Origin of the sequence: Spirillospora sp. NPDC047418 (assembly GCF_040643275.1) — a bacterium.
In the GTDB taxonomy this organism is placed as follows: Bacteria; Actinomycetota; Actinomycetes; order Streptosporangiales; family Streptosporangiaceae; genus Spirillospora.
Map to the genome: position 1 here is coordinate 18,190 of NZ_JBEYTW010000055.1, position 20,559 is coordinate 38,748.

At 74.4% G+C, this 20,559-nt stretch carries 21 protein-coding genes; 8 read left to right on the plus strand and 13 right to left on the minus strand.

Annotation, left to right across the window (positions count from 1 at the left end):
* Positions 1 to 8: 8 nt before the first annotated feature.
* Positions 9 to 1,574 (minus strand): MFS transporter, encoded by a 1,566-nt coding sequence (locus tag ABZ806_RS28705; protein ID WP_500220524.1) that lies wholly within the window; start codon positions 1,572 to 1,574, stop codon positions 9 to 11.
* 145 nt (positions 1,575 to 1,719) lie between these two features.
* Between ABZ806_RS28705 and panB the strand changes: the two genes are divergently transcribed.
* On the plus strand, positions 1,720 to 2,571 hold the full coding sequence (gene panB / locus ABZ806_RS28710) for a 3-methyl-2-oxobutanoate hydroxymethyltransferase (protein WP_500220525.1): 852 nt from the start codon (positions 1,720 to 1,722) through the stop codon (positions 2,569 to 2,571).
* Between the two features lie 61 nt (positions 2,572 to 2,632).
* Here the strand turns inward: panB and ABZ806_RS28715 are convergent, their stop codons facing one another.
* Together ABZ806_RS28715 and npdG are read right to left on the minus strand one after the other, a co-directional pair.
* Positions 2,633 to 3,718 carry a potassium channel family protein gene (locus ABZ806_RS28715; RefSeq protein ID WP_500220526.1) on the minus strand — a complete coding sequence of 362 codons (1,086 nt, stop codon included), beginning with the start codon at positions 3,716 to 3,718 and terminating at the stop codon, positions 2,633 to 2,635.
* A 17-nt stretch (positions 3,719 to 3,735) separates the two neighbouring features.
* Positions 3,736 to 4,440 carry an NADPH-dependent F420 reductase gene (gene npdG / locus ABZ806_RS28720; RefSeq protein WP_500220527.1) on the minus strand — a complete coding sequence of 235 codons (705 nt, stop codon included), beginning with the start codon at positions 4,438 to 4,440 and terminating at the stop codon, positions 3,736 to 3,738.
* Between the two features lie 92 nt (positions 4,441 to 4,532).
* On the opposite strand from npdG, the gene ABZ806_RS28725 reads away from it, so the two are divergent.
* Positions 4,533 to 5,129, plus strand: coding sequence for a hypothetical protein (locus ABZ806_RS28725; protein WP_500220528.1), 597 nt, complete (start codon positions 4,533 to 4,535; stop codon positions 5,127 to 5,129).
* Positions 5,130 to 5,145: 16 nt separating this feature from the next.
* Here the strand turns inward: ABZ806_RS28725 and ABZ806_RS28730 are convergent, their stop codons facing one another.
* Positions 5,146 to 5,322, minus strand: a complete 177-nt coding sequence (locus tag ABZ806_RS28730; protein WP_500220529.1) for a hypothetical protein — start codon at positions 5,320 to 5,322, stop codon at positions 5,146 to 5,148.
* 68 nt (positions 5,323 to 5,390) lie between these two features.
* Here ABZ806_RS28730 and map point away from each other — a divergent pair, with 68 nt between their 5' ends.
* Genes map through ABZ806_RS28745 form a run of 3 tightly spaced genes read left to right on the plus strand, consistent with a single transcriptional unit; the run spans position 5,391 to position 8,024 of the window.
* On the plus strand, positions 5,391 to 6,242 hold the full coding sequence (gene map, locus ABZ806_RS28735) for a type I methionyl aminopeptidase (protein ID WP_500220530.1): 852 nt from the start codon (positions 5,391 to 5,393) through the stop codon (positions 6,240 to 6,242).
* Positions 6,243 to 6,301: 59 nt separating this feature from the next.
* Positions 6,302 to 6,991, plus strand: a complete 690-nt coding sequence (locus ABZ806_RS28740) for a ComEA family DNA-binding protein (RefSeq protein ID WP_500220531.1) — start codon at positions 6,302 to 6,304, stop codon at positions 6,989 to 6,991.
* A gap of 19 nt (positions 6,992 to 7,010) precedes the next feature.
* The gene (locus tag ABZ806_RS28745; protein ID WP_500220532.1) at positions 7,011 to 8,024 is read left to right on the plus strand and encodes a DNA polymerase ligase N-terminal domain-containing protein; all 1,014 of its coding nucleotides are present in this window, start codon (positions 7,011 to 7,013) and stop codon (positions 8,022 to 8,024) included.
* On the opposite strand, the gene ABZ806_RS28750 is transcribed toward ABZ806_RS28745, so the two are convergent.
* Positions 8,021 to 8,644, minus strand: coding sequence for an NAD(P)-dependent oxidoreductase (locus ABZ806_RS28750; protein WP_500220533.1), 624 nt, complete (start codon positions 8,642 to 8,644; stop codon positions 8,021 to 8,023). The genes ABZ806_RS28745 and ABZ806_RS28750 overlap by 4 nt on opposite strands.
* Positions 8,645 to 8,730: 86 nt before the next feature.
* Here ABZ806_RS28750 and ABZ806_RS28755 point away from each other — a divergent pair, with 86 nt between their 5' ends.
* Together ABZ806_RS28755 and ABZ806_RS28760 are read left to right on the plus strand one after the other, a co-directional pair.
* A complete protein-coding gene (locus ABZ806_RS28755) occupies positions 8,731 to 9,087 on the plus strand; it encodes a winged helix-turn-helix transcriptional regulator (RefSeq protein ID WP_500220534.1) in 357 nt (118 codons plus the stop codon).
* Positions 9,088 to 9,279: 192 nt separating this feature from the next.
* Positions 9,280 to 9,996 carry a metal-dependent hydrolase gene (locus ABZ806_RS28760; protein WP_500220535.1) on the plus strand — a complete coding sequence of 239 codons (717 nt, stop codon included), beginning with the start codon at positions 9,280 to 9,282 and terminating at the stop codon, positions 9,994 to 9,996.
* On the opposite strand, the gene ABZ806_RS28765 is transcribed toward ABZ806_RS28760, so the two are convergent.
* The 3 genes from ABZ806_RS28765 to ABZ806_RS28775 are packed head-to-tail and all read right to left on the minus strand — an operon-like array spanning position 9,997 to position 12,640.
* The gene (locus tag ABZ806_RS28765; RefSeq protein ID WP_500220536.1) at positions 9,997 to 10,524 is read right to left on the minus strand and encodes a hypothetical protein; all 528 of its coding nucleotides are present in this window, start codon (positions 10,522 to 10,524) and stop codon (positions 9,997 to 9,999) included.
* Positions 10,521 to 11,969, minus strand: a complete 1,449-nt coding sequence (locus ABZ806_RS28770; RefSeq protein ID WP_500220537.1) for a sensor histidine kinase — start codon at positions 11,967 to 11,969, stop codon at positions 10,521 to 10,523. The genes ABZ806_RS28765 and ABZ806_RS28770 overlap by 4 nt, the downstream gene beginning before the upstream one ends.
* A complete protein-coding gene (locus ABZ806_RS28775) occupies positions 11,966 to 12,640 on the minus strand; it encodes a response regulator (RefSeq protein WP_500220538.1) in 675 nt (224 codons plus the stop codon). Before ABZ806_RS28775 ends, ABZ806_RS28770 begins: the two co-directional genes overlap by 4 nt.
* Before the next feature lie 101 nt (positions 12,641 to 12,741).
* On the opposite strand from ABZ806_RS28775, the gene ABZ806_RS28780 reads away from it, so the two are divergent.
* Entirely contained in the window at positions 12,742 to 14,451 is a 1,710-nt protein-coding gene (locus tag ABZ806_RS28780) for a hypothetical protein (RefSeq protein ID WP_500220539.1), read from the plus strand.
* Here ABZ806_RS28780 and ABZ806_RS28785 read toward each other — a convergent pair.
* The 5 genes from ABZ806_RS28785 to ABZ806_RS28805 all read right to left on the minus strand — a co-directional run bounded on the left by ABZ806_RS28785 (position 14,445) and on the right by ABZ806_RS28805 (position 20,558).
* Positions 14,445 to 15,542 carry a baeRF3 domain-containing protein gene (locus tag ABZ806_RS28785; RefSeq protein WP_500220540.1) on the minus strand — a complete coding sequence of 366 codons (1,098 nt, stop codon included), beginning with the start codon at positions 15,540 to 15,542 and terminating at the stop codon, positions 14,445 to 14,447. The genes ABZ806_RS28780 and ABZ806_RS28785 overlap by 7 nt on opposite strands.
* Before the next feature lie 88 nt (positions 15,543 to 15,630).
* The gene (locus ABZ806_RS28790; protein WP_500220541.1) at positions 15,631 to 16,566 is read right to left on the minus strand and encodes a TIGR03621 family F420-dependent LLM class oxidoreductase; all 936 of its coding nucleotides are present in this window, start codon (positions 16,564 to 16,566) and stop codon (positions 15,631 to 15,633) included.
* Between the two features lie 17 nt (positions 16,567 to 16,583).
* Complete coding sequence (locus ABZ806_RS28795) at positions 16,584 to 17,237, minus strand: response regulator transcription factor (RefSeq protein ID WP_500220542.1); 654 nt, start codon at positions 17,235 to 17,237, stop codon at positions 16,584 to 16,586.
* Positions 17,234 to 18,457: a sensor histidine kinase gene (locus tag ABZ806_RS28800; protein ID WP_500220543.1), complete on the minus strand. Its 1,224-nt coding sequence runs from the start codon at positions 18,455 to 18,457 to the stop codon at positions 17,234 to 17,236. The genes ABZ806_RS28795 and ABZ806_RS28800 overlap by 4 nt, the downstream gene beginning before the upstream one ends.
* A 67-nt stretch (positions 18,458 to 18,524) precedes the next feature.
* Positions 18,525 to 20,558, minus strand: a complete 2,034-nt coding sequence (locus tag ABZ806_RS28805) for a bifunctional copper resistance protein CopD/cytochrome c oxidase assembly protein (RefSeq protein ID WP_500220544.1) — start codon at positions 20,556 to 20,558, stop codon at positions 18,525 to 18,527.
* Position 20,559 lies beyond the last annotated feature (1 nt).

Genomic DNA, 20,559 nt, shown 5'->3' on the forward strand with positions numbered 1-20,559 from the left:
TCACGCTCTCACACCCCCGCCTTCTCCGGCCGCCGCGGCGCGTCGGCCCCGGCGGCGGGAGCGGGCTGGGCGCGTCCGGGCATCCACTTGAGGACGACCAGCGCGCCGAGGACGGCGATGACCGCCGCGGCGGCGGACGCGGTGTGCATGGCGTTGACGAACGCGATGTCGGCGTTCCCGGCGAGCCGCTGCCCGGCGGCGCCGAGCTGGGCCGCGACCGCGTGCGCGCCCTCGATGGACTCGCCGGCGGCCTCCCGCGCGCCGGCGGGCAGCGCGGCCAGGTCGGCGTCCAGGTCGCGGCGGTAGACGGAGGCGACGACGGACCCGAGCACGGCGACGCCCATGGCGACGGCGACCTGCCGGGCGACGTTGTTGATGGCCGAGCCGGCGCCCGCCTTCTCGCGGGGCAGCGCCGACATGACCGACTCGGTGGCGGGCGGCATGACGTTGGCCATCCCGGTGCCCTGCACGAAGAAGATCACGCCGAGGATCCACATCGGGGTGTCGGTGCCGATGAACCGGTAGCTCGCCAGCGCGGCGGCGACCAGCAGCAGGCCGGTCGTGCAGACCGCCTTGGCGCCGAAGCGGCGGACCATCTCGGCGCTGCGCGGCGCGAACGCCAGCTGGGCGATCGCGAACGGCAGCACCATCGCGCCGGACTCCAGCGGGGTCAGCCCGCGCACCGACTGCATGTAGAAGTTGGCGAAGAAGAACACGCCGCTCGCCGCGAAGAAGCACAGCGCGATGGAGGCGACGGCGGCCGACATCCGCGGGTCCCGGAACAGCCGGACGTCGAACGCCGGGGACGAGGAGCGTGCCTCGTGCGCGACGAACAGCGCGATGACGGCGGCGCCCGCGAGGATGGGGCCGACCACGGACGGCGTCAGCCACTCGCCCTTCTCGCCGCCCTGGATGATCCCGTACGACAGGACGACCAGGCCGATGACCGACAGCACGACGCCGAGCGGGTCGAGCCGTCCGGGCTCGGGGTTGCGCGACTCGGGCACCAGGAACGCCATGAGCGTGACGCCGACCGCGATGACGGGCACGTTGACGAGGAAGACCGAGCCCCACCAGAAGTGGGCGAGCAGCAGGCCGCCGGTGAGCGGGCCGATCGCGACGCCGAGGCCGACCGCGCCGGCCCAGATGCCGATGGCGCGGGCGCGCTCGGCCGGCTCGAAGACGTTGGTGATGATCGACAGCGTCTGCGGCATGACCGCGGCGCCGCCGAGGCCCATCAGGGCGCGGGCGTAGATGAGCTGGTCCGGGGTCTGCGCGTAGGCCGACACCAGCGAGGCGACGGCGAACACCGCCATGCCGCCGATGAGCACGCGCTTGCGCCCGATCCGGTCGCCGATCACGCCGAAGGTGAACAGCAGGCCGGCGAAGACCAGCGTGTAGGAGTTGATCGACCACTCGAGCTGGCTCTGCGTCGCGCCGAGCCCCTTCTCCGGGTCGGCGATGGTCTTGAGCGCGACGTTGAGGATGGTGTTGTCGAGCACCACCACCAGCAGGCTCATGGTCAGCACGCCGAGGATGTACCAGCGGCGCCGCCGGATCGTCTGGGGGTCCATGTCGATACGCAACGGTATCGTTTCGGAACTTGTTCCCGGCCCGGCCGGACCGGGAATCGCGGGGGTTCCCGAATCGTTTTCCAAGTGGCACGATCGGTGCTGTCTGGGTACGCCACCGTGGCGCCTCAAGACGGGAGGATCTCGCATGTCTTCTTCTGCCATGCCCCCGGCGCAGCCGACCGCACTGTACGGCGGTACGAGCGGACGCAGGGTCACCGTACGCGACATCGCCGCCGCCAAGGAGCGGCACGAGAAGTGGCCGATGCTCACCGCGTACGACGCGCTCACCGCGCGGGTCTTCGACGAGGCCGGCATCCCCGTGCTGCTCGTCGGCGACTCGGCGGCGATGGTCGTCTACGGCTACGACTCCACCATCCCCGTCACCGTGGACGAGCTGATCCCGCTCACCGCGGCCGTCGTCCGCGGCTCCAAGCGCGCCATGGTCGTCGCCGACCTGCCGTTCGGCTCGTACCAGACGGGCGTCGGCGAGGCGCTGACGACCGCCACCCGCTTCATGAAGGAGGCGGGCGCGCACGCGATCAAGCTGGAGGGCGGCCGCCGCGTCATCGCGCAGGTCGAGGCGCTGGTCTCCGCCGGCATCCCGGTCATGGGCCACCTCGGCCTGACCCCGCAGTCGGTGAACGCCTTCGGCGGCTACCGGGTGCAGGGCCGCGGCCAGGACGGCGACGAGCTCATGGCGGACGCCAAGGCCCTGGAGGCCGCCGGCGCGTTCTCCGTCGTCCTCGAATGCGTCCCCGCGGACCTCGCCGCCCGCGTCACCTCGTCGCTGTCGATCCCGACGATCGGCATCGGCGGCGGCGCCGGGACCGACGCGCAGGTGCTCGTCTGGCAGGACATGGCGGGCCTCACCCCGCACACCGCCAAGTTCGTGAAGAAGTTCGCCGACCTGAACACCCTGCTCGGCGAGGCCGCCCGCGGCTACGCCGACGAGGTCGTCGGCGGCGCCTTCCCCACCGCCGAGCACTCCTACCGCTGAGTCCGCCGCGCGGGCCCGGCCGCGCCCCGCACCCGCGGGGACGCGGCCGGGCCCTCCCGCGTCACCGGCCGGACGCGCCGGCCCCGTCCTGCGCCTCGTCCTCGGTCGCGGCGCGCAGCCGCGGCGACGAGCGCACCACGATCAGCCGGTCGCCGGATTCGAGCGTCGTGCACTCGGGGTGGTCGAACGGCAGCGTCCGGCCGTCCCGGACGACGGCGAGCGCCGGCTGGCGCACCGCGCCGAGCGACCCGCCGACCTCCTCCGGGCGCACCTCCCGCGCCACCAGGTCGAGGCCGCTGCCCTGCTCCAGGAGGTCCTCGATGACCGCGCTGACGCTCGGCTGGCTGGTGGACATCCCGAGCAGCCGCCCCGCCGCCTCCGACGAGGTCACCACGCGGTCGGCGCCCGACTGCCGCAGCAGCGGGGCGTTCTCCGACTCGCGCACCGACGCCTGGATGCCGGCGTGCGGGTTCAGCTGCCGCGCGGTGAGGGTGATCAGCACCGCGGTGTCGTCGCGGGCGCTCGCCACCACGATCTCGCGGGCCCGCTGCACCGCCGCCTGCTTCAGCACCGAGCTGCGCGTCGCGTCCCCGACGATGCTGACGAACCCGGCCTCGGCCGCCTCCGCGACCACGCGCGGGTCCGGGTCCACGACGACGATGGAGCCGCGCTCGACGCCGGTGCTCAGCAGGGTCTTGATGGCGCTGCGGCCCTTCGTGCCGTAGCCCGCCACCACGATGTGGTCCTGCACGCGCGCCCTCCAGCGTGACTTGCGCCAGTCCTCGCGGGTGCGTTCCGCCAGTACCTCCAGGGTCGTGCCCACGAGGACGATGAGGAACAGCACCCGCACGGGGGTGATGAAGACGATGTTGACGAACCGCGCCGCGTCCCCCACCGGAGTGATGTCGCCGTAGCCGGTCGTGGAGACGGTGACGGTCGCGTAGTAGAAGGCGTCCAGCAGCGACAGGTCCCCGCCGCCGCTGTCGCGGTAGCCGTCGCGGTCGGCGTACACGGCGGCGACCACGGCGAACAGCAGCAGCAGCGCGACCCCGACGCGCTTGGCCACCGCGCGCAGCGGCCCCGTCGTGGGCGAGGGCAGCAGCACGAGCGGGCGCCGCGCCGCCTCCGGATCGTTCGAACTCGGCACCGGACCGAGCCTAACGATCAGACGTCGGTGATGCGCAACCCGGCGTGGGCCTTGTAGCGGCGGTTCATGGAGATGAGGTTCGCGGTGAACGCCTCGATCTGGTGGGCGTTGTGCAGGCGGCCGCCGTAGACGCCGCGCATGCCGGGGATGCGGCCGGCGAGGGCCTGGACGAGGTCGGTGGCCTCGCGGTCGTTGCCGAGGACGAGGACGTCCAGCTCCATCTCGTCCACGCCGGGGTCGAGCAGCAGCTTGGCGGAGACGTGGTGGAACGCGGCGACGACGCGGCTCTCGGTCAGCACGGCGGCGGCCTGCTGGGCCGCGCTGCCCTCCTCGACCGGCAGCGCGAACGCGCCCTTGCCCTTCTCGAAGCCGAGCGGGTTCACGCAGTCCACGACGATCTTGCCGGTCAGCTCGGTGCGCAGCGACTCCAGCGTGGCCTTGTGGCCGTCCCACGGGACCGCGACGACCACCACGTCCGACCGTCCGGCGGCGACCGGGTTCTCCGCGCCGGAGATCCGCAGGCCGGTGCGCTCGGCGGCCAGCTCGCCGGCGGCGGCCTGGGCGCGCTCGGCCTTGCGCGACCCGATCGTCACCGTGTGCCCGGCCAGCGCGAACCGGCGCGCGAGCCCCTTGCCCTGGTCGCCGGTGCCGCCGAGGATGCCGATCGACAGGCCGCCGACGTCGGGAAGGTCGTAGGGCGTCTTCTGCTGCTGCTCAGTCATGCGGCCGAGTCTGCCAAACCCGGTCCGGGCGGCCGCCCCCCGGGCTCCCGCATCACCGAAAACGGCCTGATCAGGGCTTGCGGTGCGGCACCATGGTGCCCGTGGACGCCGAGCAGATCACCATGTTGCGCGAAGTCCTGTCGACGACGGGCTGGCTGGAGCGGACCGGGGAGTTCGGCCGCGCGCTGCGCACCACCTCCCGGACCCCCGGCGGGCTGCTGCTGGTCGGCACGCCCGGCGGCGACCCCTGGCACCTGGCGGCGCACCTGGACGACGAGAGCCGGCTCGGCGGCGCGCCCGGCCTCGCGCCGACGCTGGTGCGCTGGACGCCGCCGCCGAACGCGCCCGCGCACCTGCGGATCGGGCTGGAGCGGCTGGAGGCGGCGCGGCGCGGCGAGACGCTGTTCGTCGTCGCCGAGGAGGACGCGCCCGCCCCGCTGCTGGAGCGGGTCGACAACGCGCGCCGCACCGGCGCCACGGTCCTCGCGCTGCAGGGCGGCGACCGGGAGCTCCAGGGCCTCGCCCACGAGGCGCTGACCGTCCCGAAGGGCGAGGCGCTCATGTCGTTCGACGGCGCCCAGCACCTCGTCAGCGCGGCGGCCGGGCAGGAGCCCGCGCGGGGTCCGCGCGGGCTCCGCCACCGCCTCGCCAGGCTGCTCGACACCGTGTCGGGGCCCGTCGTCGACTAGCGGGGCCGGCCCGCGGCTAGTCCTCGTTCCGCTTGCGCCACGCCTCGTTGCGCTCACGGGCGAGTTCGAGGGCGTTCGCGGCCTCGCCTTCGGACGTGTACGGGCCCATGCGGTCCTTGCCGGGGCAGCCCGCCCCGTGCTCGACCTTCATGTGCTTCAGGCAGAACCACCAGTCACCGTCATCGTCCGCCATCGGCGCTCCTCTCGATCGCGCTCGCACGGGATTCGTTGCCCCGATCCCGCTGACTACACTCCATCACTATGACGACCCAGCTTCTCCGGCCCGGCCACGTTTCACCGATGCGCAAGGTCCCCTCGAGCATCCCGCGGCCGGAGTACGTGGGGAAGAAGCGGCCGAAGACCGGGGAGCCCGACGTCAAGACGCCCGAGGTCGTCGAGCGGATGCGGGTGGCCGGGAAGATCGCGGCGCGGGCGCTGCAGGAGGTGGGCCGGCACGTCCGGCCGGGGATCACCACCGACGAGCTCGACCGGATCGGGCACGAGTACATGCTCGACCACGGCGCCTACCCCTCCACGCTCGGATACCGGGGGTTCCCCAAGTCGCTGTGCACCTCGATCAACGAGGTGATCTGCCACGGCATCCCGGACGACACCGTCCTGCGCGACGGCGACATCATCAACGTCGACATCACCGCCTTCATCGACGGCGTGCACGGCGACACCGACGCGACGTTCCTGTGCGGGGACGTCGACGAGGAGTCGCGGCTGCTGGTGGAGCGCACCCACGAGGCGACCATGCGCGGCATCCGCGCGGTCAGGCCGGGACGCGCGCTGAACGTGATCGGGCGGGTCATCGAGTCGTACGCCAAGCGGTTCGGGTACGGGGTCGTCCGCGACTTCACCGGGCACGGGATCGGCACGACGTTCCACTCCGGCCTGGTCGTCCCGCACTACGACGAGCCGAACGCCACGACGATCATCGAGCCGGGGATGACGTTCACGATCGAGCCGATGCTGACGCTCGGCAGCCACGACTACGACATGTGGCCGGACGGCTGGACCGTCGTCACCAAGGACCGCAGGCGCACGGCGCAGTTCGAGCACACCCTGCTGGTGACCGACGACGGCCACGAAATCCTCACCCTGCCGTGACATTCCTGTTGATCTAGGGTCCGATTCGCCCCCCTTACCGGCCGGGAGACTCTCTAGAGATGAACGCCCCAGCGCCGTACGAGCCGCGGGTTCCGTCCGACAGCATGCCGCCGGGGCGGGCCGCGCTGAGCGTGACGTGGGCGGCGCTCCCGTTCCTGACCCTCGGCTACGCGACGCCGTTCACGTTCGCGGCGGCGGCGCTGTGGCGGCGCAGCCTGCACCTCATGGTGTCGACGGCCGCGTACCTCGGCGTGTTCGCGGCGGCGATGTACCTGCTCCCCGGCATCGGCGAGGACGACGGCACCGAGCGGACGGTCGGCGTCCTGCTGTTCGTCCTCGCGGTGGTCGGCTGCGGGCACGCGTTCCTGATCCGCCGCCGCGTGTTCGACCCGCACGGGCTGTCGGGGGTCGACAACGACGCGGTGGTGGAGCGGGTCAAGCGGCAGCGGCTGCTGCGCGACAAGGCGCGGGAGCTGGCCGCCGCCGACCCCGGCCTCGCCAAGGAGCTGCGGATCGGGCGCCCCGACCTGCCGCGCCAGTACAACGACGGCGGGCTCGTCGACGTCAACCACGCCCCGGCGGAGGCGCTGACGCTGCTGCCCGGCATCACCCCGGAACTGGCGGGGAAGATCGAGCGGGTGCGGGAGGAGGCGGGCGGGTTCGTGTCCGCCGAGGAGCTGTCGGCCGTCGCCGGGCTGCCGCCGTCCCTGACGGGCGACGTCGCCGACTACGCCGTCTTCATCCGCTGATCGCGGGTATGCACCCTGCGTGGCTCCCGAGAAGCGCGCGGACGGCGGCGACCGGCTGGCGGAGTACCGGGGCAGGCGCGCCCCGGGGCGGACGCCGGAGCCCGTCCCGGAGGAGAAGGCCCTGCCGCGGGGCGACGACGACACGTTCGTCGTCCAGGAGCACCACGCGACCAGCCTGCACTGGGACCTGCGCCTGGAACGCGGCGGGGTACTGGTGTCGTGGGCGGTCCCGAAGGGCCTGCCGTGGAGTCCGGAGACCAACCATCTCGCCGTGCACACCGAGGACCACCCGCTGGAGTACGCGGCGTTCGAGGGCGAGATCCCGCGCGGTGAGTACGGCGCGGGGCGGATGACCGTCTGGGATCGCGGGACGTACGAGACCGAGAAGTGGTCCGAGCGCGAGGTGAAGATCGTCATCCACGGCTCGCGGGTGTCCGGCCGGTACGTGCTGTTCCGGACGCGCGGGAAGAACTGGATGATCCACCGGATGGACCCGCCGGCGGACCCGGACGCCGAGCCGCTGCCCGCGTCGGTGCCGCCGATGCGCCCGGTGGAGAGGGCCCGCCTCCCCCGCGACCAGGACGCGTGGGCGTTCGAGTTCGGCTGGGGCGGCAGGCGGCTGGCCGCCTACGCCGAGGGCGGCCGGACCCGGTTCACCGACGGCCGCGGCCGCGCCGTGGACGGGCCCGGCGGGCTCGGCTCCCGGCTCGGCGCCGAACTCGGCGTCCGGCGCGCCGTGCTGGACGGGGAACTGGCCGTCCTGGACGGCCGCGAGACGTACATGGTCTACGACCTGCTCCATCTGGACGGGCATCCGCTGCTGGACGTCCCGTACCGGGAGCGGCGCGAGCGGCTCGACGGCCTCGGCCTGTCCGGGCCGGCGTGGCAGACGGCCCCGTGGTTCCCCGGCGACGGTGACGCCGTCCGGGACGCGGCCAGGGACCAGCGCCTGCCGGGCGTCCTCGCCAAGCGCCTGGACTCCCCGTACGAGCCGGGCGAGGAGTCCGGCGCCTGGCGCTTCGTCCCGTCCTAGTAGGCGACGGTGATCCGCCGGCGGACGGCGTTGCCCTTCTCCAGCTCGTCGACCAGCGCGATGGCGTAGTCCTCGGCGCTGATGGCGCTGTTGCCCTCGGCGTCGCTGAGCAGCCGGTCGCCGCCCAGCCGGAACGTGCCGGTGCGCTCGCCCGGCTGGATGACGGCGGCGGGCGAGATGTAGGTCCAGTCCAGGTCGCCGGCCTCGGCCCGGATGACACCGAGCTGCTCGGCCGCCGCGAGCGCCTCGCTCCTGTACATGTCGGGGAACCCGGGGGTGTCCACGAGCCGCACGCCGGGCGCGGCCTCCAGGCTCCCGGCCCCGCCCACCACGATCAGCCGGCGGACGCCCGCCCGCCGCAGCCCGTCGAGCACGCCGCGCGTGGTGGCGAGCAGCGGGCCGGTCGTCTCCGACCCGTCCCGGGGCGGCGGGACCGACAGCACCGCGGCGTCGTGCCCGGCGGCCAGCCCGCCGATCGCGGCGGCGTCGCGCGCCTCGGCCCTGGCCGTCCCCGCGCCGCCGCCGCGGGTGACGCCGGTGACGTCGTGGCCGCGGCGGCGGGCCTCGTCCGCGATCCGGCTCCCGACCATCCCCGTCGCACCGATCAGCAGGATCTTCACAGTCGTCCTCCTCGAACGTCGTCGGCGCCGACGGTATCCAGCGGATACTGGTTACTTCAACGTGCCATTGGTACCCTCTGGAAACTATGAGAGGCGACGCCTTCGATCCGGACTGCCCGACCCGGCTGATCCTCGACCGCATCGGCGACAAGTGGTCGGTGCTGGTCGTGCTCAGCCTGACCGGCGGGCCGCGCCGGTTCACCCGGCTCCGCGACATGATCGGCGGCGTGACCCCCAAGGTCCTCACGCAGACGCTCCGCACGATGGAGCGCGACGGGCTCCTCGTCCGGACGGTCTTCGCCGAGGTGCCGCCCCGCGTCGAGTACGCCCTCACCCCGCTCGGCCTGTCGCTGCGGACGCCGATCAAGGCCGTCGCCGACTGGGCGGAGGAGAACGTCGGGGCCGTCCTGTCCGCCCGCGAGGACCACTCCGCGGCGCCCTAGCGGACGGCCCCCTCGGCACCCGGCCCGCTCCCCGGACGGTCCTCGCCCGCCGGTGGAACCGGAGCGCACTCTCCCGCATCAAAGGGACGTTGCACCCGCTTCGGCGCGTCGCCACAGAAACCGATCAGGCGCCGGTTAGAGTCCCGCCCTGAGTACGGGCGGCGCACGCTCCGGAAGGCGGGGGAACGGCACATGATGGGCAAGACGCACGCCCTGAGCGGCGCGCTGGCGTGGCTGGCCGCCGTCCCGGTGCTCGGCTACGAACGGCTGCTCGGCGACCACGCGGTGTCGCTGTCGGTGGAGCAGGTCGCCGCCGGCGCCGTGGTGTGCGCGGGCGCCGCCATCCTGCCGGACATCGACCACCACAACGGCCGCATCGCCAACACGTTCGGCCCCATCACCCACCACATGTGCAAGTGGATCGGGAAGCTGTCCGGCGGGCACCGGCACGCGACCCACTCGATCCTGTTCGCGGTCGGCATCGGCTGGGCGATGGACACCCTCGCCACCCACTACGTCTACGCCTGGTGGGCCTGCCTCTTCATGATCGTCGGCCTCGGGCTGCGCGGCGTCGGGCTGGACTTCGAGGGCAAGGAGCCCCAGTCGGCGCTCGCCGACTGCGCGCTCGCCCTGGTCGCCGTCTGGCTCATGCACAAGATCGATATGAGCTTCGTCGGGTTCGCGGTCACGCTCGGCTGCCTGGCGCATGTCGTCGGCGACTGCCTGACACCCCGGGGCTGCCCGGTGTTCTGGCCGCTGCCGTGGCGGATCGACATCCCGGTCGTCCCGCGGACGGACGGCAAGGTGGAGCGCTGGGTCGTGATGCCCGTCCTCACCCTCGGCATCGCCGTCCTCGCCGTCCGCTCCGTCCTCGGCGAGGCCACCACCGACTGGCTGACCAGGAACTGATCATTCGAGCAGGTCGGCGAACTGGCCGCAGGTCACGGCCGCCCATGCGGCCCCGTCCGGGTTCGGGGCCCCCCACAGGTTGACGCCCTCGACGCCCGGGACGGCCTGCGCAGTGCAGGCGATCTGGGCCGCCGCGATCCGCGACCAGATCTTCGACCGGTACCGGGCGCCGGCCGGCCGGACGACCATCTGAGCGCGCCCGCCGGGCGCGGCGGACGCGGCGACCACCGAGTACGCCTCGAGCGGCACGTCGACCTCGGTGCGCAGGCCCATCGCGCGCTCCCGCGCCGTCGGCGGCACGCTCAGCTGGTCGAGGCCCAGTTGCGGCTGGTCGGGCAGGCCGGGCCGCGGCACGGGCCGCAGCCGGCCGCCGTGGACGAGGTAGACGGTGACCGTCGCGGGGTGCGCGCCCGCGGCCGGCGCGTCTCCCGCCGCGATGATCCCGGTCGGCCGGATCCCGCAGCCCGCGGCGGCGGCGCAGGCCGCCGCCACCGCCAGCAGCGCCCGGCGCGGCGGTCCGATGCTCACTCGTCCTCCTTCCCGTCGGGCAGCCACAGCGTGAACACCGCGCCGCCGTCCGGCCCGTTCGCGGCGTCCAGCGTCCCTCCGTGCAGCACGGCGTTCTCCCTGGCGATCGACAGGCCCAGGCCGCTGCCCTCGCTGCGCGAGCGCGCCGCCTCCGCCTTGGTGAACCGGTCGAAGACCACGGCGGCCAGATCGCCGGGCAGGCCGGGGCCGCGGTCGGCGACCACGGCCCGCACGCCGCCGGCGCCGTCCGCGGGCGGGCCGAAGCGCAGCGTGACGGGCGGGCGCCCGTGCTTGAGCGCGTTCCCGGCGAGGTTGGCGATGACGACGTCGAAGCGCCGCGGATCCAGCCGGACGGAGAGGTCCGCCGGGCCCTCGACCGCCACGTCGTCCCGCCAGCCGCGCGCCTCCAGGGTCGCGTGGACCGCGTCGGCCACGTTCACCTCGTCGAGGACGAGCGCGGCGGCGCCCGCGTCGAACCGGCTGATCTCGATCAGGTTCTCGACCAGCGCGCCGAGCCGCCGGGTCTCCGCCGCGACGAGCAGCGCCGCGGCACCGTCCGGCGCGTCGCCGGCCTCCTCGGTCAGCACCCCGGTCAGCGCGACCATCGAGGTCAGCGGGGTCCGCAGCTCGTGCGAGACGTCCGCGACGAACCGGCGGGACGCGGCCTCCATCGCGCGCAGCTCGGTGACCGTCCGCTCCAGGGCCGCCGCGGTGCCGTTGAACGTGCGCGCGAGGTCGGCCAGCTCGTCCCGGCCGTCCACCCGGACCCGGGTGCCGAGCTCACCCGCGCCGAGCGCGCGGGCGGCGGCGCCGAGGCGGCGCACCGGTCCCAGCACGCCGCGGGTCGCCAGCAGCGCGAGCCCGAGCGCCGCCGCCAGCGCGGCGGCGTCGGCGACCAGCAGGGCGCGGGTGAACAGCCGCAGATCGGCGGCCTCGCGCCGCAGGCTCGCCGAGACGAACACCATCGGCGGGGTCGTCCGCCACGGCTCGCCCACCGTGGTCGTGTAGCCGGAGACGCGGGTACCGACCAGCAGGTAGGGCGTGCCGTTCCGGTACACGCGCTGGAAGACCACGCCGCGCATCGCGCGCCGGGCGAACTCCCGGGTCACCGGGACGTCCAGCGCGCCGGGCGGCGGGACGCCGGTCTGCCCGCCGAGCAGCGGCACCGGCACCGCCACCGCCCTGCGGCCCGGAGCCGACCCGAGCGCCTCCTCCAGGGCCGCGCCGACCAGCCGCTCCGCGTCGGGCGGCAGGCTGACCGGAACCTGCTGGGCGAGCGTGGTGCGCACGTCGGTCAGCACCGCGTCCTGGGCGCGCTGCAGCATCACCCGCCGCATCAGCACGTAGGAGATGCCGGACGCGAGCACCGAGGCGAGCAGCGCGACCGCCGTGAACGCCGCGGCGAGCCGCGTCCGCAGCCCGGTGAGCCGGCGCCGGCGCGTCACGGCGCGGTGAACCGGTAGCCGAACCCCCGGACGGTCTCGATCAGCCGCGGCTCGGCGGGCTCGTCCTCGATCTTGGCGCGGACGCGCTGCACGCAGGCGTCCACGAGCCGGGAGTCGCCGGGGTAGGTGTGCTCCCACACCTCGGCGAGCAGGTGCCTGCGGGTGAGCGCCTGCCCGGGGCGGCGCGCCAGCTCCAGCAGGAGCCGCAGCTCGGTCGGGGTGAGGCGCAGGTCGGCGCCGCCCTTGGTGACCTTCAGCGACGACCGGTCGATGACCAGGTCGCCGTAGACGGAGCGGTCGGTGCGGGTCTGGTCGGCGCGGCGCAGCACGGCGCGGATGCGGGCGTCCAGGACGCGGGGCTCGACGGGCTTCACCACGTAGTCGTCGGCGCCCGCCTCCAGGCCGAGGACGATGTCCAGGTCGTCGCCGCGCGCGGTGAGCAGGATCACCGGCAGCGAGTCCGCGCGGCGGATGCGCCGGCACACCTCGATCCCGTCGATGCCCGGCAGCATCACGTCCAGGAGGGCGATCTCGGGACGCCGTGCCCGCAGCGCGTCCAAGCCGTCCTCGCCGGTGGCCCGGGACGTCACGCCGTGCCCCTGGCGGGTCAGCGCCAGCTCCAGGGCCGCGCGGGCGGAGGGGTCGTCCTCCACGAAGAGAATGCTCGCCACCGGGCCATTATCGGACATTCGTGATCAAGCTCCGGGCTGTGTCACGAAATCCGGACACTCTCCGCACCGGGCGATGACACTGCACGGGAACGGTGAGCTTCATGACGCTCGCGATCCTCCCGGCACGTCCCCGCGCGACGGCCGCTCCCCCGGGGCCGGGCCCCCGGCACGCGCCCGGCTGGCTGGTGGCCGCCGGCGTGCTCGCCCAGGTGGCGCTGCGCCTGTGGCTCGCCCGCTCCCGGACCGGACCGGCCGCCGACCCGGACGAGACCGGCTACCTGATCGCGGCCCGCTGGCTGGCCGGCGGACCCGGCGCCGACCTGTCCGGGAACACCTTCTACCAGGGCGGATACCCGCTCCTGCTCGCCCCGGTGTACTGGTTCACCAGCGACCCGGCGGTGGTCTACGCGGCCGTCATGGCGATCAACGCGCTGGCGGGCGCGGCGCTGTTCCCGCTCGGGTACGCGGCGGCGCGGCGGTTCGGGCTCGGCCGCCGGACCGCGCTGCCACTCGCGTTCGGCGCGGCGCTGCTGCCCGCCACGACGTTCTTCGGCGCGTTCGCGCTCGCGGACGCCGTCCTGCCTGCGCTCGTCCTCGGGTGGCTGCTGGCCCTCGACCGCTTCGCGCGGAGCGGCCGGGCGGGCGACGCGGTCCTCGCGAGCGCGGTCGCGTCCTACGCGGCGGCGGTGCACACCCGCGCGACGGTCCTGCTGGCCGTCCACGCGCTCGCGCTGGCCGTCCTCGTGCCGCGGCCCCTGCGGCGGCGCGCGGCCCTGGTCTCGGGCGGTGTCGCCCTCGCCGGATACGCGGCGGGCTCGATGCTGAACGCGCGGATCCTGGACGCGCTGTACCCGGGCGGCGCGCGGGACCTCGCCGGGATCCTGGAGTCCAGGCTCGGCACAGCGGCCGGGCAGGCATGGGCGCTGTCGGGGGCCGCCGGGCAACTCTGGTACCTGGTCGCCTCGACGTGGGGGCTGGCCGGTGCAGGGCTGGCGGCCGTCGCGGCGGTGCTGGTGCGGCGCCGGACCCCGGCTCCCGACCGCCTCATGGCGGCTGTGCTGCTGACCGCGACGTGCGGGATCGCGTACGCGTCGTCGGCCGCGCTGCCGGACGAGCACCGGGTCGGCAACTTCGCCTACGGCCGGTACCTGTCGTGCCTGGCCCTCGTCTACGCGCTGGCCGGGGCGGCGGTCCTCCTCCGGGCGGGTGTGCGGACGGCGCTCGGGGCGGCGGCGTCGTCCGTCCTCGTCATGGCCGGAACCGGGCTCTGGGTGACGGCCTACGCGGGCGAGCGGCTGCGCACCCACGCGTTCATCCCGTTCGACTTTCCCGAGATCACGTTCCTGACCGGCGACCGCACCGGACTGCACCTGCCGGAGGCGACGCTCGCCGCGGCCGCGCTGCTCGGCGCGCTGCTGCTGTTCTCCCGGATGGACCGGGCGCCTCTCGCCGCCATCGCCCTGACCGGGGTCAATCTGGCCGCGATGACGTTCCTCATGGCGCCGTCGCACGACCGCGTCCGGCCGGCCCAGCCGCTGCCCGGCCCGGCGGCGGGCGGGGTCGCCGCGGACGTGTCGCTCGGCTGGGTGACCCGGACCAAGCTCATGTACCCGGTGTGGTGGACGCGGATCGGCCGGATCGACGTCCGCGACGGCCGCCCGCCCCCGCCCGGCGTGTGCACGGTCGTGGTGCCGGTACCGGACGGGACGTCCCCGCAGGCGTCGTGGCCCGCCCGCCCGGCGGGCTGGCGGGCGCACGCGCGGCCCGGCTGGGCGGCCTGGCACGACCCGGCCTGCGGGACGGCTCAGTAGCGGGTGACGAGGGCGATGCGGCCGTGGTCGACGAGGAAGCCGTCGGAGACGAAGGTGACCTCGCCGCCGTACTCCAGCACGGTCTCGATGACGTCGTCCACGGCGTCGTCGACGACGTCCGCGCCCTTGAGGACGCCCGGCATGCCGTCCACCGGGACGAACTCGCCGTGCGACTTCACCGCGGGCGCGTAGTAGCCGCGCTCGACGACCAGGTGCTCGCCGCGGCCCTCCTCGGCCAGCGGCGTGACCTCGCACAGCCCGCCCGCGTACCGCTGGATGCTGCGCGCGGCCTCCAGCTCGGACAGCACGCCGACCTCGCGGAGGTCCTCGTAGGCGGCGAGCGCGGGCCGGGCCGCCTCGGCGAGCGCGCTCGGCGCGGCGCCCTCGAAGCTGCCGTCGACGCGGCCCGCCACCGTGATGTGCGGCCCGGCCACCTCGTCGAAGAACGCCTGGTGGCGGGTGACGCCGGCGACGATCAGCGGGCGGCGGTCGCGGGCCAGGACCCGGTCGAGGGCGGCCACCACGTCCCGCATGACCTGGCGCTGCCGCTCGCCGTCGCCGCCCTGCGCGGCGCGCCGCGCCTGCCGCCCGGAGCCGGCCTCGTCGAGCGGCTCGGGCTCGACCGGGAAGCCGGCGGCGGCGCGCTCGGTCAGCTCCTCGCCGTTGCCGTCCCACAGCCGCGCCCGCTGGTCCGACAGCGACAGCAGCCAGTAGCGCGGGGTGCGGGTGTAGGCGGCGACGAGGTCGCGGGTCGCGAACCCGGTGTCCACGACGACCCGCTCGTCCACGGGCTGGCCGATCGTGAAGGCGTGGTGCTCGCCGTCGGGCGCGGCGAACAGCACGAGGCCGTCGGAGGCGTGCCGCAGGTCGACCTCGTCCGCGGCGCGCTCCAGCCCGCGCAGGACGTGGTCGGCGGCGTCGGGCGCGACCCGGGCGTCGTCGTGCAGCCGGCGCCGCACCTCCGACAGCAGGTTGCGCAGCCGGATCGGGTCCTGCCGGTTGTCCGGGACGGACCGGTGCGTCGGCATCAGCACCGACACCGCCGGGTAGGCGCGCGGCTTGCGCAGTTCGGACAGGGTAACGGCGTCCATGATCCCCCGATCGGTCAGCCTTGTCTCTTATGTCCTTTTGTAGCTACCGATAGGTAAACCAGGTGTAAGCCCCGCCCGATGGACCCGCCTAGACCTGCCCGATCACGGGGCCGAGGACGTCCAGGAACGGCGCGTGCACGGTGACGTAGGAGAACCCGAAGCGCTCGCGCCGCTCCCGGATCTGCGCGGCGATCTGCGCCTGCGTGCCGAGCAGCACGAACGGTGTGTCGAGGATCTCCTCGACGGTCAGGTACGGCAGCCGCTCGGCGCGGATCCGCTCGGCCTCGCCGCGCCGGTCCGGGGTCACCTGGACGTGCTGGACCAGGACGTTCCACTCGATGCCCCCGGCCCGCTCCCCCGCCTGCTCGCGGACGAACCGGACCCGCTCGGCCGCCTCCGCGGCGGTGCCCAGCCGGAACGTCCCCGGCTCCGCGCCCTTCACCTGGTACGCCCCGGCGATCCCGACGATGTCGGCGTACCGGGCGGCGGCCCGCAGCACCGTGTCGCCGGTGCCGCCGACCAGCAGCGGCGGCCCGGACCCGCCGAACCCGCCGCGCTGCACGGGCTCCAGCGGGGCCAGCCCGAAGTGCTCGGCGACCGGCCGGTGCCGCTCGTAGCCGTCGCCGCCGAACAGCCCGCCCAGCTCCTCGATCAGCCGGGCCATCCGCCCGGCCCGCGCGCCGAACGGCTCCCACGCGATCCCGGCCGCGTCGAACTCCCACTTCATGTGCCCCGCGCCGAGCCCCAGCTCCACCCGCCCGCCGGTCAGCCGGTCGGCGGTGGCGACCTCGCGGGCCAGCAGGTGCGCGTTCCAGAACCCGGCGTTCAGCACGAGCGTGCCGACGCGCAGCCGCTCGGTCGCGTCCGCGGCGGCGACCATCGCCGGGAACGGGGCCGGGGCGCCGAGATGGTCGGGCACGAGCGCGATGTCGTAGCCGTACCGCTCGCCGCGCCGGCACCGTTCGGCGAAGTCCTCGCGGGAGGCGATGTCGAAGACGTTGAACCCGAAGCGGAAGTCCCTCATGCCCTCACAGTGCCAGCTCAGCCGGGAGTGATGAAGGACGTCTCGTAGGCGAGGATCACGGCCTGGGTCCGGTCGCGGGCCTGCAGCTTGCCGAGGATGTTCCCGACGTGCGTCTTCACCGTCTGCGGGCTCACGAACAGGTCTCCGGCGATCTCGGCGTTCGAGCGGCCCTTGGCCATCAGCCGCAGCACGTCGCCCTCCCGCTCGGTGAGCTGCGCGTGCCAGCGGGCACCGCCGCCCGCACCGGGGCCGCCATGCCGTGCGGCCAGTTCCCGGATCGCGGCCGGGAACAGCAGGCTGTCGCCGTGGGCGACCATCCGGATCGCGTGCAGGATCTCCTCCGGCCGCGTCCGCTTGAGCAGGAAGCCGTGCGCGCCGGCCTTCAGCGCGTCGTAGACGTACTCGTCGTTCTCGAACGTGGTGACGACGATGATCCGCGGCGGCTCCGGCACGGTCTCCAGGATGCGGCGGGTCGCCTGGATGCCGTCGAGCCGCGGCATCCGGACGTCCATCAGGACCACGTCGGGACGCAGCCGGCGCACCGCGTCCGGCACCTCCGCGCCGTCGGCCGCCTCACCGGCCACGGCCAGGTCGTCCTCGGCGCCGATGATGGCGGCGAGGCCCGCCCGGATCAGCCGCTCGTCGTCGACCAGCAGAACCTTGATCGTCATGTTCCGGACCTTAGCGGCAGCGAGACGCGGAACCGCCAGGCGTCCCCGTCGGCCCCCGCGGCCATGTCGCCGCGCAGCACGGTGACGCGCTCGCGGACCCCGGCGAGGCCGCGGCCGCCGCCGTGGTCGGCGCCGTCGCCCCGGTGCGCGCCGAGCGGATTGCTCATCTCCATCTCCAGCCGGTCCCCCGCGATGCCGAGCCGCAGCCGCACCGGGACCCTCCCGGCGTGCCGCAGCGCGTTCGTCAGCCCCTCCTGGACGATCCGGTACGCCTCCCGCGACACGGCCGCCGGAACGTCCTCCACCTCGGCCGCCACCTGCGCGTCGAGTTCCACCCCCGCGATCCGGGTCTGCTCCAGCAGCCGCCCGAGGTCGGTCAGCGTGGCCTGCGGCGCGGGACGGGACGCGTCCTCCCGCAGCAGCCCCAGCACGTGGTCGAGGTCCTCCAGCGCGGCGCGGGCCGACTCCTCGATCGCGCCGAGCGCCTCCCGGGCGAACGCCGGGTCGCTGTCGAGGACCCGTCCGGCGGCCCCCGCCTGCAGCGTCACCACGCTGAGCGCGTGGCCCACCGAGTCGTGCAGTTCCCTGGCCAGCCGGTTGCGCTCGGCCAGCTTCACCGCCGTGGCCTCCGCGGCGGCGAGCCTCTCGGCGGCGGACGGCCCGAGGAACCACGGCGCGAGCCGGGACAGCAGGGTGCCGGCGGCCACGATCAGCGCGAGCAGCACGGCCAGCGACGCCAGCCCGACCAGCGGCGCGGGCCACTGGTGCCAGCCGTCCTCCCACCCCAGGCCCTCCAGGAAGCGGGTGTCCCAGGTCACCATCGGTGCGAGGACCATCACGACCGCGAACGGCGGCACCGCCAGGCTCAGCCCGCTGACCACCACGCCGGCGCCGAGATGCAGGCTGAACCACGCCGCGGCGCGGAGCCGGCTCTCCCACGAGCGCGCCGACCCCGGCACGAGCACCTCGGCGGGCCCCTTCAGCAGCTCCCTGGCGAGGGACGCCTCCAGCAGGCGCACCGTCGGAACGAGCCCGGTCACGAACGTCGCCGCCCCCGGCAGCACGAGCAGCATCAGCACGACCGCGATGACGGTGTTGCCGATCGGCAGCAGCGGGGACAGGGACATCGCCAGGAACCAGTAGGGCATCAGCAGCGCGCCGCCCACCACGAGGTGCGACCAGCGCTGCCAGGTCGTCCGCTCGATCAGCGGCCGGAGCATGCGAACCACCCCCCGATCCTGGCAGACCGCCCCCGGCCGGCCCTCCCCCATGAGAGGGAGTGCGGTCCTACGCCTTGCCCTGTTCCTCGGCGGCCTTGTCGAGTTGGGCGAGTTTGGCGAGGCGGGCGTTGTAGACGGCGAGTTCGTCGTCCTCGGGGCGGCCGCCGGGCCGGGCGGCGCGGTCGGCCTTGCGGTCCGAGCGCCGGGCCTGCCGCTGGTCGGCGGCGTACCACTGGCACGCCATCACGATCAGGACGATGAACGTCGGGATCTCGCCGAACGCCCAGGCGATCGCGCCGCCGGTGTGCTGGTCGTGCAGGACCGTGGTCCCCCACGGCGGGTCGACGGCCCCGTACCAGCCGCGCGCCAGCGCCTGGCTCATGTTCATCAGCGCGATGCCGAAGAACGCGTGGAACGGCATCGTGACGAACAGCAGGATGAGCCGGGCGGGGTAGGGCAGCTTCCGCGGCGCCGGGTCGACGCCGAGCAGCACCCAGAAGAACAGCGACCCGGCCGCGAGGAAGTGCACCATCATCGCGATGTGGCCGAGGTGGCTGCGCATCGCCGTCTCGAACAGCGGCGTGAAGTACAGCGCGAACGTGCTCACCACGAAGATGATCGTGGCCACCCCGGGATGCGCGATCACCGCGAGGTAGCGGCTGTGCAGCAGCGCGGTCAGCCACTCGCGCGGGCCGCGGTCGCCGCGCTCCCGGGCGGGCTTCAGCGCGCGCAGCGCCAGCGTCACCGGCGCGCCGACGACGAGGAAGATCGGCGTCAGCATGTTCAGCACCATGTGCTGCGCCATGTGCACGCTGAACAGGATCGGCGCGTACTTGGCGACGCCGGTCTGCGTCACGACGATGATGCTGAACAGCCCGATGAGCCAGGCGGCGGTGCGGCCCACCGGCCAGGAGTCGCCGCGCCGCCGCAGCCGGACGACGGCGCCGAGGTAGAGGCCGCCGAGGACGACGACGAGGGCGGCGAAGAACAGGTCGAACTGCCACAGCGTCAGCAGCCGCACCGGGGTGACCTCGGGCGGCATGTCGTAGCCGAGCAGCGCCTTGACCGCGGACTCCGGCTCGGTCGGCGGGGGCGGCGCGGTGCGCGCCAGCGCGACGGCCAGGCCCATGGTGGCCGCCATCACGGCCGCCTCGACGGAGGCGAACCGGGCGAACGCGCCGGGCCTGCGGTCGGTCAGGGCGGGCAGCGTCCGCTCCCGGTGCCACCAGCCGAACCAGCCGAGCACCGCGAACGCGATGATCTTGCCGAGCGCGAGCCGGCCGTAGTTCGTGGACACCAGCTCGGCGGGGTCGGGCAGCCGGGCGATGACGTTCACCAGGCCGCTGACACCGACGGTGATGTAGCACCAGAGGGCCATCCGGCTGAACCGGTCCGCCATGACCGCGAGCCTGTCGCGGCGCAGCAGCGCGTGCACGCCGACGATGGCGAGCCCGCCGACCCACGGGGCGACGGCGGCGACGTGCAGCGCGACGCCGGTCACCGCGGTGGAGTGGTTGGCGGCCGAGGCCGAGTGCCCGGTCAGCGGCGCGGGGAACAGCGCGACCGCGGCCATCGCGAGCAGCCCGAACGCGGCGGCGGGCGTGGTGGTGGTGCGCGCCAGCAGCGCCACCACCACGGCCAGCAGCACCACGATCATCAGCGCGGTGCCCTGCGGCAGCGAACCGACGTAGCTGCTCAGCTCGCTGCCGGTGAGGACCTCCCCGACCGGCTGGCCGAGGACGTCGGAGACCGTGAGGACGAGGGTGGCGGCCGCGGCGGCGGCCCATCCGGCGGCGATCCAGGACGCGGCGTTCAGGTAGCCGATCGCGTCCCTGGACAGCCGGGCGGCGCCGCGCCCGCCCTCGATCGGCAGGAACGCGGCGGCGGCGAGCAGGGCGCCGACGGTCAGCGCGGACAGCAGGTCCATCGCCGTCCGGGCGGCCGGCAGCCCCCACCGGGTCAGCGCGCCGGCGTCGCCGAGGCCGGGGATGACCTTCTCGGTGACCGAGCCGCCGAGGACCAGGGCGGCCACGAGGCCCGCCCCGGCCGCGGCGACCGCGACCGCGGCGGCCCGCCAGACGACCAGGCTGCCCCTATTCACC

Bases quoted from the DNA above. Each gene is read 5' to 3' on its own strand.
- ABZ806_RS28705 (WP_500220524.1), bottom strand. From the start codon at position 1,574: ATGGACCCCCAGACGATCCGGCGGCGCCGCTGGTACATCCTCGGCGTG.
- panB (WP_500220525.1), top strand. From the start codon at position 1,720: ATGTCTTCTTCTGCCATGCCCCCGGCGCAGCCGACCGCACTGTACGGC.
- npdG (WP_500220527.1), bottom strand. From the start codon at position 4,440: ATGACTGAGCAGCAGCAGAAGACGCCCTACGACCTTCCCGACGTCGGC.
- ABZ806_RS28725 (WP_500220528.1), top strand. From the start codon at position 4,533: ATGGTGCCCGTGGACGCCGAGCAGATCACCATGTTGCGCGAAGTCCTG.
- ABZ806_RS28730 (WP_500220529.1), bottom strand. From the start codon at position 5,322: ATGGCGGACGATGACGGTGACTGGTGGTTCTGCCTGAAGCACATGAAG.
- map (WP_500220530.1), top strand. From the start codon at position 5,391: ATGACGACCCAGCTTCTCCGGCCCGGCCACGTTTCACCGATGCGCAAG.
- ABZ806_RS28740 (WP_500220531.1), top strand. From the start codon at position 6,302: ATGAACGCCCCAGCGCCGTACGAGCCGCGGGTTCCGTCCGACAGCATG.
- ABZ806_RS28755 (WP_500220534.1), top strand. From the start codon at position 8,731: ATGAGAGGCGACGCCTTCGATCCGGACTGCCCGACCCGGCTGATCCTC.
- ABZ806_RS28760 (WP_500220535.1), top strand. From the start codon at position 9,280: ATGATGGGCAAGACGCACGCCCTGAGCGGCGCGCTGGCGTGGCTGGCC.
- ABZ806_RS28780 (WP_500220539.1), top strand. From the start codon at position 12,742: ATGACGCTCGCGATCCTCCCGGCACGTCCCCGCGCGACGGCCGCTCCC.
- ABZ806_RS28785 (WP_500220540.1), bottom strand. From the start codon at position 15,542: ATGGACGCCGTTACCCTGTCCGAACTGCGCAAGCCGCGCGCCTACCCG.
- ABZ806_RS28790 (WP_500220541.1), bottom strand. From the start codon at position 16,566: ATGAGGGACTTCCGCTTCGGGTTCAACGTCTTCGACATCGCCTCCCGC.
- ABZ806_RS28795 (WP_500220542.1), bottom strand. From the start codon at position 17,237: ATGACGATCAAGGTTCTGCTGGTCGACGACGAGCGGCTGATCCGGGCG.
- ABZ806_RS28800 (WP_500220543.1), bottom strand. From the start codon at position 18,457: ATGCTCCGGCCGCTGATCGAGCGGACGACCTGGCAGCGCTGGTCGCAC.